13 protein-coding genes are annotated in these 14,760 nt (G+C 58.7%); 9 read left to right on the plus strand and 4 right to left on the minus strand.

Translation table 11 applies throughout. The features are described 5' to 3' along the window. Positions 1-167: 167 nt before the first annotated feature. The gene (locus EDC14_RS04820) at positions 168-1,457 is read right to left on the minus strand and encodes a glycosyl hydrolase family 18 protein (protein WP_132013121.1); all 1,290 of its coding nucleotides are present in this window, start codon (positions 1,455-1,457) and stop codon (positions 168-170) included. A 478-nt stretch (positions 1,458-1,935) separates the two neighbouring features. On the opposite strand from EDC14_RS04820, the gene EDC14_RS04825 reads away from it, so the two are divergent. From EDC14_RS04825 to ald, 6 genes are all read left to right on the plus strand, one after another. Next, positions 1,936-3,198 carry a M16 family metallopeptidase gene (locus tag EDC14_RS04825; RefSeq protein WP_132013123.1) on the plus strand — a complete coding sequence of 421 codons (1,263 nt, stop codon included), beginning with the start codon at positions 1,936-1,938 and terminating at the stop codon, positions 3,196-3,198. Continuing rightward, positions 3,188-3,691 (plus strand): dUTP diphosphatase, encoded by a 504-nt coding sequence (gene dut, locus EDC14_RS04830; RefSeq protein WP_207930706.1) that lies wholly within the window; start codon positions 3,188-3,190, stop codon positions 3,689-3,691. Before EDC14_RS04825 ends, dut begins: the two co-directional genes overlap by 11 nt. Before the next feature lie 503 nt (positions 3,692-4,194). Beyond that, on the plus strand, positions 4,195-4,395 hold the full coding sequence (locus EDC14_RS04835) for a hypothetical protein (RefSeq protein WP_132013125.1): 201 nt from the start codon (positions 4,195-4,197) through the stop codon (positions 4,393-4,395). A gap of 274 nt (positions 4,396-4,669) precedes the next feature. Beyond that, positions 4,670-5,749 (plus strand): branched-chain amino acid aminotransferase, encoded by a 1,080-nt coding sequence (locus EDC14_RS04840; protein ID WP_132013127.1) that lies wholly within the window; start codon positions 4,670-4,672, stop codon positions 5,747-5,749. 257 nt (positions 5,750-6,006) lie between these two features. After that, complete coding sequence (locus EDC14_RS04845) at positions 6,007-6,468, plus strand: Lrp/AsnC family transcriptional regulator (RefSeq protein ID WP_132013128.1); 462 nt, start codon at positions 6,007-6,009, stop codon at positions 6,466-6,468. 16 nt (positions 6,469-6,484) lie between these two features. Then, entirely contained in the window at positions 6,485-7,621 is a 1,137-nt protein-coding gene (ald, locus tag EDC14_RS04850) for an alanine dehydrogenase (RefSeq protein WP_132013130.1), read from the plus strand. A gap of 81 nt (positions 7,622-7,702) precedes the next feature. Here ald and xylB read toward each other — a convergent pair whose 3' ends face one another. The 3 genes from xylB to EDC14_RS04865 form a co-directional block, all read right to left on the minus strand. Continuing rightward, positions 7,703-9,217, minus strand: coding sequence for a xylulokinase (xylB, locus tag EDC14_RS04855; RefSeq protein ID WP_132013132.1), 1,515 nt, complete (start codon positions 9,215-9,217; stop codon positions 7,703-7,705). 19 nt (positions 9,218-9,236) lie between these two features. Continuing rightward, positions 9,237-10,439: a hypothetical protein gene (locus tag EDC14_RS04860; protein WP_132013134.1), complete on the minus strand. Its 1,203-nt coding sequence runs from the start codon at positions 10,437-10,439 to the stop codon at positions 9,237-9,239. 166 nt (positions 10,440-10,605) lie between these two features. After that, positions 10,606-11,814, minus strand: a complete 1,209-nt coding sequence (locus EDC14_RS04865) for an ROK family transcriptional regulator (protein ID WP_165907798.1) — start codon at positions 11,812-11,814, stop codon at positions 10,606-10,608. Positions 11,815-11,874: 60 nt separating this feature from the next. Here EDC14_RS04865 and EDC14_RS26620 point away from each other — a divergent pair, with 60 nt between their 5' ends. From EDC14_RS26620 to EDC14_RS04875, 3 genes are all read left to right on the plus strand, one after another. Then, positions 11,875-12,309 (plus strand): MLKL N-termimal domain-containing protein, encoded by a 435-nt coding sequence (locus tag EDC14_RS26620; protein WP_165907799.1) that lies wholly within the window; start codon positions 11,875-11,877, stop codon positions 12,307-12,309. Between the two features lie 259 nt (positions 12,310-12,568). Further along, positions 12,569-13,192: a GntR family transcriptional regulator gene (locus EDC14_RS04870; protein ID WP_132013137.1), complete on the plus strand. Its 624-nt coding sequence runs from the start codon at positions 12,569-12,571 to the stop codon at positions 13,190-13,192. Between the two features lie 172 nt (positions 13,193-13,364). Continuing rightward, positions 13,365-14,663 (plus strand): ABC transporter substrate-binding protein, encoded by a 1,299-nt coding sequence (locus EDC14_RS04875; RefSeq protein WP_132013139.1) that lies wholly within the window; start codon positions 13,365-13,367, stop codon positions 14,661-14,663. Positions 14,664-14,760 lie beyond the last annotated feature (97 nt).

Consider the following 14,760-nt stretch of genomic DNA (forward strand, 5'->3'; position numbering starts at 1 on the left):
CAGAATTTTTCATACATTTAACCATCGGATTAATAACCGGTTTTCAGAAAGGCAAGGGCGGTTTGGCGGTATCGGCATGGTCCTCCCATAAGGAAAATGAAAAAGGAAGCGCCCGGCGCCTCCTTTTTGCTTTTATCGATTCAAACCTTTCGGGCGATTCAGCCCACTCAGTATAAACTTTGCCGGATGACATTCCAGATGGCGGGATCTTCATAGCCCAACCGCCAGACCGCTACGCCCTTGAGGCCGTAGTTCCGGACCAGTTGCATTTTGGCAGCGGTGCTGCTGGCGTTCTCATACCAGACCTGATGTTTGATTCCCCAGCTTTTATACGTGAAGTAGGGCACTTTATAGGTCGGGTGCCATTTCGGCGCGACGGAATACTGTTTGATCAGGTTTTGGATCGCCTTGTAATTTTGCGCTTTTCCTGAGCTCATGCTCCAGTTATAGCCGTAAGCGGCGAGTCCCAGTACGACCTTGCTGGGCTGGAAATAATTCAAGGTATACCGGATCACTTTATCAACCCAAGGGTAAGAAGCCACCGGACCGGGAGCGCCACCGGCATAATGTTCGTCATAGGTCATGATCATTGCCTGATCCAGATAGGGCGCGATGGCCTGATAATCATAGGCGCCGCCATGGCTGGAGCTGCGATCGTTGGAGGTCTTGGCCGGCAGCGACGCCGTCACCAATAACCCCTTGGGCCGCAACTCGGCGGCCAATTCCCGGAAAAAGGCAGTCAAATCGTTTCGGCTACGGGCCGGGACATTCTCAAAGTCGATATTGACGCCTTGAAAACCGTTCTGTTGCAGCATCCGGCTGATTCCCGAGACTGCCTTGGAGCGGTAAGTCGGACTGCTCAACAACTTACTGGCCACGCTGGAATTGAAATTATCCCCCTTGATGTTATTGACCACGGCCAACGTCACCGCGCCGGCACTACGGGCCAGTCGGACCGGCTTGGGATTGTGGGTGCTATGGATCGTCCCGTATTGGTCAATGTTAAAGGAGAAAGGCATCACCGTATTAATCGTCCCCAGATTGGCGGAGAGCGCTGAGTACCCCACCGGATCGTTATAATAGTTCTCGACATAATAACCGGCGATGGTCCTTCCCTTGCTCACCGTCCCCGCCGCAGGGGCCTGGGCGGTGACCATCCATTTGGCCACCCAGCCGGTGATTCCCGAATGGGTCTGCACCTGATAGAGACCATTCTTTTCCCCTAGAATGATTAAGCGCGACCCTTTGGTGGCGCTCCCCACCGTAGAGCTGGAGGAGGAGCTTTCGCTGCGAATGGTCGCTACATCGCTTGCGATCACTCCGGAGCGAGGGTAAAAAATGCTCGTCTCGGGCGGCAGAGCCGAGTTTTTGCTGGAACTGCCGGAATTCACCCCGAAGAGGCCCGAAGTAAGATAAAACAGTAATGCTATGATGGTGGTGATCACATTGCCTTGCATCGGGTTGCTCCCTTCCAATTATCGATGCCGGGACCTGACTTTTTTATCCGATGAAATGATCGCTGTTTCAGCAATCAATAAACGCTGCCCTTAATTCGAAAATTCGCTGGTCAGGGCGGTTTACCTCTAAGTAGATCCCGGTAAACCCGTTATACTTAGACAATCGACGCATACTTTGGCTGGTACTCCGAAAAATGGAACAGGGACCATCATCCGTCGCTCCGGCCGAAGTGGCGTTGGCATTGTTGGTCCGGAATATGGAGTACGATATATACAGTTAAAACCATTAAAACCATCCGCCTCGAAAAAGAGGACTTTGGTTCAAAAAGGCGAACATTACATGATAATTCTGTCATTAGCACTTAAAATCGGCAAAAAGCGGTTTCGAACCCTTCCGATTGGCGTGGACCGGACGTTCCCGCCAGGACGCTGACGGAGAAACCGTTTGCCATTATCAAAAAGACAAGGAACTCGAAACATGTACCAACAAACCACCTTAGCGAATGGCCTGCGGATTGTCTGCGAGACGATTCCGCATGTCCATTCGGTTTCATTGGGTATCTGGGTCGGCACCGGTTCGCGCTATGAAGAACCGCAATACAACGGAATCTCTCATTTCATCGAGCATATGCTGTTCAAAGGAACCGGCCGGCGCACCACCAAGCAGATTGCCGAGGAGATGGACGCCGTCGGCGGTCAACTGAACGCCTTTACGACCAAGGAATACACTTGCTTTTATGCCAAGCTGCTCGATAAGCATTTCCGGTTCGGAATCGACCTTCTCTCGGATATGGTGACTAATTCCCTCTTTCTGCCGGAGGAGCTTGAAAAAGAGAAACAAGTCGTGATCGAAGAGATCAAATCGTATGAAGACTCGCCGGATGAACTGATTCATGATATTTTCGCCGGCGCGGTATTGAAAGGACATCCGCTCGGCTGGACGATTCTCGGAACGCCCGAGACCATCCGGGGCATCGACCGGGAAGTCATCTTGCAATACTTAAGTCACCATTATACCCCGGATAACATCGTTTTTGCAGTAGCGGGTAATGTCCAATTCGACCAGATCGTGGCAGAGGTTGCCCAGCGTTTTGAGGGATTGGCGGGTCATGCCACCAAGCAGCTGCCCTCGCTGCCGCGCCTGGAGCAAGACGTGGTGATCCGGAGCAAAGAAACGGAACAGGTCCACATCTGCCTCGGAACGCGGGGGGTCGAGCGGAGCAGCCCCGAGAAGTTTACCGTCTTCGTATTGGACAGCATTCTCGGCGGCAGCGTCAGTTCGCGGCTCTTTCAAGAACTGCGGGAAGAACGGGGACTGGTTTATATGGCCGGTTCCAATCACTCCGCCTATCAAGATACCGGCTTGTTCTCGATTTACGCCGGAACCAGCATGGAAAATTTTGAGGAAGTGATTTCCCTGGTCAAAAGCGAGCTGCGCAAGCTGCGCGACAATCCCGTCGGAGCGGCGGAGTTGGCCCGGGCCAAGGAACAGCTCAAAGGAAACTTGTTATTGAGTCTGGAGAGCACCTGCAACCGGATGAGCCGTATCGCAAAACTGGTTTTGTTTCAAGAACCTTTGACGACTCCCGAGGAGAGCGTGGCCCGGATCGATCAGGTCGATGCCGCTCAAGTGTTGGAGGCGGCCCGAGCCATTTTTGATGAGAATAAATTAGTCATTACGGCAGTCGGGCCCTTTGCGGAGGACTCGGAGCTGTTGCGGAAAGGGTATCATGAATATTGAGCCGGTTGGACCGCTGGCGATTAAATTAAAAGTGCTCTCTCCGCTGATCAGGGAGGGCGTGATTCCAAAGCCCGCATATGCCACCGACGGTGCGGCGGCTATGGACTTGCACGCTTGTATCGCGGAACCGTTGCTGATCCCGGCGGGCGGCCGGGTGGGCGTTCCCACCGGGATCGCGTTCGAACTGCCGGGTCCGCACGTGGTGGCTTTGGTCTTCCCGCGCAGCGGCTTGGCATCCAAACATGGCATCGCCTTGTCCAATGCGGTCGGGGTGATCGACAGCGATTATCGCGGCGAAGTGATTTGTCTCGTCAAGAACGAGAGCGCGGCCGATTTTCAGATTCAACCCGGAGACCGACTGGCGCAGCTGGGATTTTTCCCGGTGTTCCGCGGGATTTGGGAAGAGGTGGATGCATTGGCGGAGACGGACCGCGGCGCCGGCGGATTTGGCTCTACCGGAAGAGGCATTTCCACAGCGGAACCGTTGAAATAAACCGGATTGTTTCCAGCGCTCGGGTGAAGGTTGATGCGCTGGATAAACCGAAATGATCACCGCCCGTTCAGTTTCAAGAAAAAGCGTTCCGCTGCCAATCAGCTCCAACCCTGTCGTCTGATTCGACAAAACCCGGTTCAAATTGCTAGGAAACGATAATCGCCATCCGCGGGGAAAAGCGCGACCAAACTCCGGTTGATATTTCCGGCCGGGGTTATTTCATGTCTTTCTTCCCTTGCATCGTCGACAATTTCTGATATAATCATGGATACTGAGTATTGCATCCGGGACGCGTTGGAAGCCATGGGATAAAGTCTTTCGAAACTGGGATCAGCTTGCAAAAAGGTTTAAAAACGACTTTATCCCTTGCTGCTCTGAGCTTTTGTGTCCGCCCTGACCTTCGGACAGGGTTTATCACAACGCTTTTGCAGTCCAGCGGATTACCCATCAAACACCCGACAGTTGCCGGGCCAATGCGGCTTGGCGCCGGACGGAGGCCGATCATGTTGGAGAAGGACCTTGAACAGATCTACCGGGTCGTTGGAGAACTCAAGGAAGAGTTGCTGACCAACCCCTCTCATCCGGAATTGGAGGATGAGGAGAGTTACAAGCTGGCAACGAAGATCGATTTGACGGTAAGCCGCTTGATGCGTTTATTGGAAAGCCAGCCGTACTCCGGCACAAGACTCCGGAATGTAAGATGAAATGGACGGGCGGCAATGTTGGGGTTCATTGGAAAGCGTCGCGATTCGATGAACAGTTTGGTTGAAGTTTTAAAAATAAGCGCCGGGAAACGAGGACCGGCGTTATTTTTTTTCTCAGAAGGCGCGCCGGTCCCTTCGAAATGTGTTATAATAGGGGATAATTCCGAGACCGGCTCATTTTTCTTTGACGGGTATGAGCTATGGTTTCCGTGCGGTTTTGTCTGGATAGGGATGTTTTTAGAGAAATTCTTGATATATTTTAGGAGGCGAAGGCATGAATATTACCGTTGAGCGACTGCCGGAGCAGGAGTTGAAACCGCTGTTTGCGGACCCGACCCAGCTGGGATTCGGCAAAGTTTTTACGGACTACATGTTCACTGCGTATTACCGGAAAGGCCAAGGTTGGGTCGAACCCAAGATTTCCAAGCTGAAGGCATTGCAGATCGATCCGGCTGCGGTCGCGCTCCATTATTCCCAGGAGATCTTCGAGGGGCTCAAAGCCTATGCCGGACCGGACGGGCGGATCCTATTGTTCCGGCCGGAACAGAATGCCCGGCGGATGTATGCTTCGGCGGAGCGGTTGTGCATGGCGCCGGTGCCGGAGGAACTGTTTCTCCAGGGCATCACCGATCTGGTCAATCTGGAAAAACGTTGGATTCCCAAGGCGCCGGGAACATCGTTGTACATCCGGCCGACGCTGATCGGAACCGGAGATGCTCTGGGCGTCCATCCGGCCGATGAGTATCTCTTCTACGTGATCCTTACCCCGGTGGCAGCGTATTACAAGGAGGGCTTCAAGCCGATCAGCCTGTATGTGGAGGAACACTATATCCGGGCGGCCGTCGGCGGCGTGGGCAATGTGAAAACCGGCGGAAATTACGCCGCGAGCCTCTTGGCCGCGGCCAAAGCGCAGGAAAAAGGATTCTCCCAGGTATTATGGCTTGACGCCAAGGAGAACCGTTATGCCGAGGAAGTCGGCTCCATGAACATGTTCTTCGTTTTCGGCCGGAAATTGGTCACTCCCAATTTGGGCGGCTCGATCCTCCCCGGCATTACCCGGGCTTCGGTGCTTGAGTTGGCGCGCAGTCTCGGTTATGAGGCGGAGGAGCGGCCGATCGGAATCGATGAAGTGATCGCCGGGCTGCAGGACGGAACGCTCACCGAAGCGTTTGGTTCGGGAACGGCCGCGGTCATCTCGCCGGTGGGCTCGTTGTTCTATCAGGATCAAAACCATGTCATCCATGGCAACCAGGTCGGCCCGGTCACGCAGCAACTGTACGATCGCTTGGTGGATATCCAATATGGCCGGGCCGAGGATCCGTTCGGCTGGGTCCGGGAGATTGGCCGGTTGTGACAATGACGTAAGGTTTCAGCGAAATACCAAAATTTACGAAGAGGGCGAAGCCCTCTTTTTTTATTGGGATGAGCCGTAGCAGGAAGGGGCGGCAAGAGTTAAAAAATTTTTTCACAAAGGAATTTGATGTCAGGGATTGTTTAATTATTAAACAATAAATGGGGTTATACATAAAATGTTTTGGTAATTATCAAGAACTATTTTAAATCGTTTGGCGATCATGTAAAATTGATGTAAGTCTTCCGGAAGAGGCAGTCATGGACACGTTAGATGTAAAAATATTGAAGTTACTTCAACAAAATGCCAGGGTGACGGTATCGGAGATCGCCAGTCAGATCAATCTGTCGGTGCCGGCGGTGAGTGATCGGCTGAAGAAGCTGGAAGCCGGCGGGATCATCGATAAGTATGTCGCCATCGTCAATCCGGCCCGTTTCCAGAAGGAACTGACGGCCATCATGTTTATCTCCCTGGAGCGGCCGAAATTCACCGAGCAGTTTGTGGAGTTCGTCCAGCGGGAGGATGAAATCCTGGAATGCCATTACCTGGCCGGCGATTATGATTATGCCCTGAAGATCATTACGCGTAGCGCGGCGACGTTGGAAAGGCTTTTAAACCGGATCAAGAGCGTTCCCGGGGTGCAAAAGACCCGCACCATCGTGGCCTTATCCACGGTCAAGAACAACCATTCGATCATCCCGGAGGACTATTCCGGAGAGTAAATTTGGGGGTATGGCAATGATTATCGGAGTTCCCAAGGAAATTAAGAATAATGAGAACCGGGTGGCGGTCACGCCGGCCGGCGTGTATGCCCTGGTCAAGGCGGGCCATAAAGTGCTCGTCGAAAAGACGGCCGGACTCGGCAGCGGGATCACGGATGAGGAGTACCGTTCCGCCGGCGCCGCCATGCTCGAAAAGAGCAGCGAGGTCTTTCGCGAAGCGGATCTCATCGTGAAAGTCAAGGAACCGTTGGAGTCGGAGTATGAACTATTCAAGGACGGTCAGGCGCTCTTCACTTATCTGCATCTGGCTCCGAACCGGCCGCTGACCGAGGCGCTGTTGCGCAAAGAGATTACCGGAATCGCCTATGAGACGGTCCAGACCGCGGACGGGGCCCTTCCCTTGCTGGTGCCCATGAGCGAAGTGGCCGGCCGGATGGCGGTCCAGATCGGCGCCAATCTGCTCCAGAAATATAACGGCGGTTGCGGCGTGCTGCTGGGGGGCGTCCCCGGCGTGCCCCCGGCCGACGTCGTCATCGTGGGCGGCGGGATCGTCGGCACCAATGCCGCCAAAATGGCGGTGGGGATGGGCGCCCGGGTGACCGTGCTGGATATCAACGCCAGCCGGCTGGCGTATTTGGACGATATTTTCAGCGGCCGGATCGCCACCCTGTACTATAACGAATTCAATATGATGACCATCATCCGCCAGGCCGACCTGCTGGTCGGGGCGGTATTGGTCGCCGGAGCCAAAGCTCCGAAGGTCGTCTCCGAAGCCATGGTCCGGACGATGAAACCCGGCTCGGTCATTGTCGACGTGGCCATCGACCAAGGCGGCTCCATCGAGACGGTGGACCGGGTGACCACCCATGACCATCCCTGTTTCGAGCGGCACGGCGTGATCCATTATTCGGTGGCCAATATGCCGGGCGCGGTGCCCCGCACCTCCACCTATGCGCTGACCGGCGCCACCCTGCCGTATCTTTTGCAACTCGCCAACCTGGGACCGGAAAGGGCTTTGCTGGAAGACCATTCGCTCTTGTCCGGCCTGAATACCTACCGGGCCAATCTGACCTGCGCGCCGGTGGCCGAAGCCCTCGGCAAGGAGTATGTCTCACCGGAACGGCTCTTGGTATCTTTCAAGCAAGCCTCCTAAAATTATCAAATTATCTTATAAAAAACAGCGGTCCGGAGTTCCCCTGGGCCGCTGTTTTTTGCAAGGTTCGTCAAAGCTTCCTCACGCCAGCTGTTCGAAAGCAGCTTTCAGGCTCGGATACAGCGAGCGGTAAATGGTGTAATGTTTGCGGTAGATCGCGGCGTGATCCGGATCGGGAGCGATTCGCCGTTCCACGGGGCGGTCCAAACGTTGCAGGTCGGCGGCGCCGAAGATCCCGCCGGTGACTCCCGCCAGCAGCGCCGCGCCGTAGACCGAATGTTCCCGGTTGGACAGGATCGTCACCGGCGTCTCATAAATGTCGGCCTGGATCTGGCTCCATACTTCGCTGCGGGCCGCCCCGCCGGAAGCGATGATGGTCCGGACGGGGATGCCGAGCTCGGCAAAGACCGCCAAGGAATCTTTCATCGCGAAGGCCACTCCTTCCATCACCGCCCGCACCAGATGGGCCTGGCGGTGGGCCAGGCTCAGGCCGATGAAACAGCCCTTGGCGTTGGGGTCCATATGCGGAGTCCGTTCGCCGCAGAGGTAGGGCAGGAAGAGCAAGCCCTGCGCTCCGGGCTCCACGGTGGCGGCGGCTTGCGAGAGCAACTCGTAGGAGCCGGTCCCTGCGCCCGCTCCGTCCCGGTCTTCCGGCTGGCAGAAGTTCTCCTTGAACCAGCGCAGGGAGAGGCCGGCCGCGAGGATGGCGCCCATCAGAAACCAGCGGTCCGGCAGCGCGTGGCAGAGGGTATGGATGCGGCGGCCGGGATCGAACAGCGGTTGGCCGGCGGCGGTGAAGACCTGGCCGCCCGTGCCGATGGTCGAGGCGACGACGCCCGCCGCGGTGATGCCGGCGCCGATGGCGCCCATCAGTTGATCGCCGCCGCCGGCGCTCACCGGCGTTCCGGCCGCCAGGCCCGTGGCCGCGGCCGCCTCCGCCGTGAGCCGTCCGGCCAGGCTGACGGATTCCAAGGGGGCGGGGAGGTAGCCGGTCTTCAGCTCCAGGGCGTCCACGATGGGGCCCGACCAGTGGCGCCGGGTGACATCAAAGAGCAGCGTCCCGGAGCCGTCGGTCACATCGGTGGCGATCTCCCGGGTCAGGCGGTAGCGGATGAAGTCCTTCGGCAGAAAGGCGGTATGAATCCGCTGATAAAGCTGGGGCTCATGCTCTTTCACCCAGAGCAGCGATACGCCGAAAAGGCCGGTGGCGGTGGGCATGCCGGTGATTCCGTACAATTGGCCAGGATCCATCCGGGCGGCGATCTCCCGGCACTGGGCCTGACTCCGTTTGTCCGGCCAGATGATGGCGGGCCGGAGCGGCCGGCCTTCCTGGTCCAGGAGCACCAAGCCGTGCATTTGACCGGAGAGGCCGACGGCCCGGATCGCGGCCGCCGGAAGCCCGGTCTGCGCTACGACCCGGCGGATGGCCGCGACGCTGGCTTGCCACCAGGTTTCGGGGTCCTGCTCCGCCCAATCCGGATGGGGGGTCTGGATCGGATACTCCCGGCCGGCGATTCCGGCGACCCGGCCGTCGGCGCCGACCAGCGCCGCCCGGACGCTGGAAGTGCCGAGGTCGATTCCGAGCAGATATTCCATGAATGCTTCAACTCCTTTTTCAACCGATGCGGTACGGGAAGATGCGATAGACGACGAGCCGCTCCCCGGCGGCGGAATTGTGGAAGAGCGCCTCATGGCCGGGGGTGACCAGAAATTCGTTATTGGAGCGGCGGTAGTCGGCGCCGACCGGCATCCCGTTCAGGCTGCCCGCGCCGCTCCAGACCAGGCCGGTCCAGGGCTCCGGGGAGGCGGGGCAGCGGTATTCGGCTCCCGGCTCGATCTCCAGCGCTTCGCCGTAGAACATCTCAAAGAAGATCTGCAGCCGCCGCCCCCAGCTCCCGCTCTCGAGGGTCCGGGCGGCCTGGCGGTATTTCTTTTCAAACTCGGGATCGGCGGATAATTCCCAATCGACCACCTGGGCCAGGAAATCGCGTTCGTCGGCCAGCCCGCGCAGGCCCATCGCCCGCCACAGTTCCCGCCGGGCCGCGGGATCGGCCACCCGTTCGCCGAAACGCCAGGCGGCCAGGTTGTAATCGTCCTGGGGCACCTGGACCTCGATGGTGGGCCAGGGACCGGGCGCGTGCAGGCAGCCGGGATGAATGATCCAGCCGTCATAGGGGCGCACTTCGTAAGGCTGCCCCAGCGCGTACATGGCGTCGCTGTTCCCGAATTCGCCGAGGGCGGCCAGGACGTCTTCCCGGGTGACCCGGGGCCGGACTCCCAGGCGGGAGATGACCCGGCCCGGATCCTGGTTGTAGGGGGGCAGGTCCAGCGGCGGGAAGAAGTAGGCCTCCAGTTTGCCCGGGCCTTGGGCCCGGCCGTTCACGATCTCGCCGGAATGGACATGGAAGGTGATGGGCGGCGCTTCGGGCGCCCCGCCGTAGGACGGGACCACCGGCGCGCCGCCGATGTCGAGCAGCTTCACCAGGGGCCAGCGGTCCAGGCAGCCGCCGAAGAGCCGCTCGCCGCAGGCGGCGGCCGCCTCGGTCAGCAGCACCGGCTCCCCGTCCGTCAGCCGCAGCCGCGAGATTCCTTCGTGCGCCCTGGGAAGGCGGTTCACTGCCGCGGACAGAGACATGATCCAGCGTTCCACCGTGAGATAGCCCCGCTCGTCCTGGAACTCCGGGATGAATTGGCTGTTGGGAGCCAAAATGTCCCGGCCGGAATAGTTTTCCCGGCCCACCAGGGCCGGTTCGGCGAAGAGCACGCCGCGCTGGGATTCCAGCGTGGCGGCGAGACGGGATGGGATGGAGTTTTGCATTGGAGAACCTCCCTTATGTTTCGTTTGGACTGTTGACAGCGTTATGTGGTCCGGGGGACCGGCGCGGCCGGATGCGCATTGGGAGCGGGAACGGCCTTGCGGCGGTGCCCCGGTGCCAATCCTCGGCCGGGGCCGCCCCGGGAAGAGGCTGCGCCGGGCCGGGAGTTCATCCCGGGTGCCGCAGCAGATACTCAATGGCGATGGCCCCGGTTCCGATCAGGAAGGGGTCTCCCGCCAGGCTGGCGGGTTCGATCCGCACCTGGCGGGCGATCTCCGGCAGCAGCCGTTCCCGGGCCGTGGCGCGGACGGTCTCGAACCAGACCGGACCCAGCTCCAGCAGCTCATCGCCGAGGATGACCAGCTCCGGCTCGAGGGTATTGATCAGGTTGACCACCGCCGCCCCCAGATAACGGGCGGCCTCGCGCACCAATTCCAGCGCCAGCGGATCGGCGGCCCGCGCCGCGCGAACCAGGTCCGGAAAGCTCAGCGGCCGCGCCGCGGCCAGCAGGGAATCACCGCCGGCCGCCGCCAGCCGCGCCTCGGCCTGCCGCAGCAGCGCGGTGCTGGAGCAGTATCCTTCGAGGCAGCCGAAATTGCCGCATTCGCAGCGCGGGCCGTCCGGATCGATCATGGTGTGGCCGATCTCGCCGGCCATGCCGTGGGCGCCGTGATAGATCCGGCCGTCGATGATGATCCCGGCGCCCACGCCTTTTCCGGCGGCGATGTAGAGCAGGTTGCGGACCGTCCTGCCGCTGCCCAGCCATTGCTCGGCCGAAGCCGCGGCGTGGGCGTCGTGTTCGACGACGACCGGCAGGCCGAACCGCTCGCGGAGCGCCGCGGCGATGGGAATATCGCGCCAGCCCGTGAAGTTGCTGATGAAGGCCACCCGGCCGTCGTCCAGATTCAGCGGTCCCGGGGCGGCCACGCCCAGGGCCGCCACTTTCCGCCGCTCCGGGCTCTGTTCGAGCAGCCGGGCGGCGAGTTCCTCCAGCCGCCGCAGCACCTCCGCCACTGGCAGGGCCGGCGATAGGGGGACTCGCTCCGAGGCCAGCAGCCGCGTCTCCAGATTGAAGAGGCCGCCGCTGAGGTGGTCCCTGGCCAGCTGCAGGCCGATCACATACCGGCCGTCGGGATCCAGCGCCAGGCCGATGGCCCCGTGCCGGGCGTAGCAGCCGGTCTCGACCACCAGCCCCATTTCCAGCAGATCCTTGATGATATAGGTGACGGTCGAGGCATTCAGGCCGGTGCGCGCCGCCAGCTCCTTGCGGGACATCGTCCCGTTCAGCTTCAGCAGCTGCAGCGCCAGCGAACGGTTGCGCAGCTGGATAGCGTCCTGGTTCTGGCCGGAAAAAAACGGCGTTTCCTTATGAGTCATCGTGTTTTCAAGGCTCCTGTCCGTGATGGTCTGTTTTAATTCATTCAATGAATTCATCGAATGAATTATTTGCTGTCGGTTCGCAAACTCCTGCCGCTGCGGAAAAAATTTTGGCATCGCCAGCCGGGTCGCGGCGGTTGGGAGTTGCTTGAGCGACTGAAGGAGGTGCTTGAGTCGTTCAAGGAGTTGCTTGAGCGACCGAAGGAAGTGCTTGAGTCGTTCAAGGAGTTGCTTGAGCGACTGAAGGAAATGCTTGAGTCGTTCAAGGAGTTGCTTGAGCGACTGAAGGAAGTGCTTGAGTCGTTCAAGGAGTTGCTTGAGCGACCGCAGGAAGTGCTTGAGTCGTTCAAGGAGATACATGAGCGACTGAAGGAAGTGCGGGAGCCATTCAGGCAGTTGCCCGGGTGGCCCAAGGCGTTCCCTCGGCCGCCGGGGAAGTTTGGCGCGTTGCCAAAGCGGTTCGTTGCAAAACCGGGCGGTTTCGCGGGACTCTGAAAGGCGTTGCCTGGAATGTCACAGGGCCAAGACGAGCCGGTGCGGGAAGCGGTTTTGTCCCGGAAGAGGCCCGGTGGGGGACGCGGCCGGTACGGTGAAAATACCATTATAGCTGCACTTTATATTCCAGTAACGGTTCCAAGAACCAGGAGCGGCAAAGATCGCCGTTGGGGGAAAATTCTGCTTGACAGTGATATATCACGTGATATATCATAAAGGTGATTCATGGAACAACCGCTACTCAAAGGGGAAAAATATCTTGAAACGCTCGCTTTCGCAACGAGTTTATGATACCCTGCTGGAACGCATTTTGCGCAACGAATGGGCGCCGGGCGACATGATCAACCGGCGGGAGGTCGCGGCGGAGCTGGAGGTCAGCGTGGCCCCGGCGCTGGAGGCCATGTTGCAGCTGGAGGCGGAAGGGCTGCTGGAGACGATCCCCCGCAAGGGCACCCGGATCCGGGTCATTACCGAGGAAGACCTGCGCGGCCAGGTGATCCTGCGCCAGGCGCTGGAGGGCCAGGCGGCCCGGCTCTATTGCGGCGAGCCGATCATCCAAAACGAAGCCCGCCTGCTGGAATTGGCGGCGGCGGTCGACAGTTCCGCCGTCAACTCCTGGGACAACTGGGAGAAAGAGATTCTGTTCCACCGTTCCCTGGTCGAGCTGGCCGACTGCAAGGTCCTGGTGCGGGAGTTCAACAAGGTCATGCGGCTGAGCCTCTTTTTCGCCGCCAACAAGCTCTCCTCGCTCAGTTTCAACAACCAGTACGACCATATCATCAACCGTCACACCGAGCTGGTGAAGAAGTTGCAGGTCTCCGACGCCGACGTGGCGGAACGGGCCATGCGCGACCACCTGTACAGCGGTTTGCTCAATCTGTAAGGGCGGCTATCATCCTTCCCGGACTTGCCATTTTGACAACGTATCCGGGAATGATGAAACATCCGCTATCAGGCCGGGCGAAATAGAGACAAGTCCCGGGCTGTCCCCAATCCGGTTATTACGTCGGAAGGATCCGACGATAATAATATTTCGAAAAGGGAGGAAATTGAAGATGCGAAGAAGAATCAGTCTGTTCCTGTCATTGGTTTTAGCGGTTTGCTTGTTATGGAGCGTGACCGGTCTGGCCAAGCAATCCGGCAACCAGATCTCGGCCAACCTCAGAATCTTGTATCCCGGAACCTCCGAAGTTGAAAAAGCCTGGGCCGAAAGCCTCAAGAAGGCCGTGTCCCAAAAATACCCGAATATCAAGATCGAATACATCTTCCTCAACTGGTCGGACATCGAGAAGAAGCTGGCCGTGATGGTGGCTTCGGGCGACTACCCCGATATGATGAACGTCCAGGACGTGATCAACCCGGTGGCGATGAACGCCCTCGAACCGCTGGACGAGTACCTGAAGAAGAGCTCGATCAAGATCTCCGACTATTCTCCGGCGTATCTGGAATATTCCAAAGTCAACGGCAAGCTGTATTCCATTCCCTTGCTCGGCATCGTGTACGCCCACATTATCAACACCGATCTCTTGAAGAGCGCCGGTTACAAGATGAGCGATCTGAAGAGCTGGGACGCGGTGAAGGCCGCCGTCAAGGCGATGTCCAAAAACGGCAAATACGGTTATGCCATGGCCAATGGCGGCACCGGCCGTTTCAGCTTCCGCGATTTCATGATGCTCTGCCTGAGCAATGATGTGACCCCCGACGATATCAGCGACGCTTCCAAGGCCAAGTATATCGAGGTTTTGAAACTGGTCGGCGATCTGTCGCCCTATATGCCGAAGAGCCAGATCACCTGGCTGTATCCGGAACTCTACAAAGCCTGGGGCGCGGGCAGCGTCGGAATGATGCACACCGGCACCTATTTCACGGCCAACGCCATCTCCCACAGCACCGAGATCATCGGCAAGACCCGGGCCTTCGTCTTCCCGCACGGACCGTCGGCCAGCAAGCCCCGGGCGATGGTCGCCAACGCCGGCTTCGCGATGATCAAAGGTTCGAAACAGAAAGAAGCGGCCTGGAAGGTCATGGAGGTCCTCAACAGCAAGCAATTGGCGGCCAGACTGGGCGGCGCCATCAACCTGCCGGCCAGCACCAAGGCTGACAAGAAGGTCCTGAACGAGGTGGCCAAACAGACCTATCCCCAATCCTACCAAGGGCACCTGACGGTGTTGAAAGATTTCTCGGAGATCGCCAAGAAGTACGGCGTGCCCCAACCGCGGATTTACGGCCAGCCCCAGATGGAGCTGGTGGTGCAGGGCGCGTTGGTCCGGTTGACCAACGGCGAACTGACCCCGGCCGCGGCCTATGACGAGATTCGCAAAGGCATTCAACGCGTGAAGGACGAACTGAAATAAAGCGACGAACGATGCGAAGGGCTGAGCAATCAGCCCTTCGCAACCAAATACAGCATTTTGCGAAAGCGTTGACGGGTTTGGGTTCACCGCACTTTTC

This window comes from Hydrogenispora ethanolica, assembly GCF_004340685.1.
Classification (GTDB): Bacteria; Bacillota; UBA4882; order UBA8346; family UBA8346; genus Hydrogenispora; species Hydrogenispora ethanolica.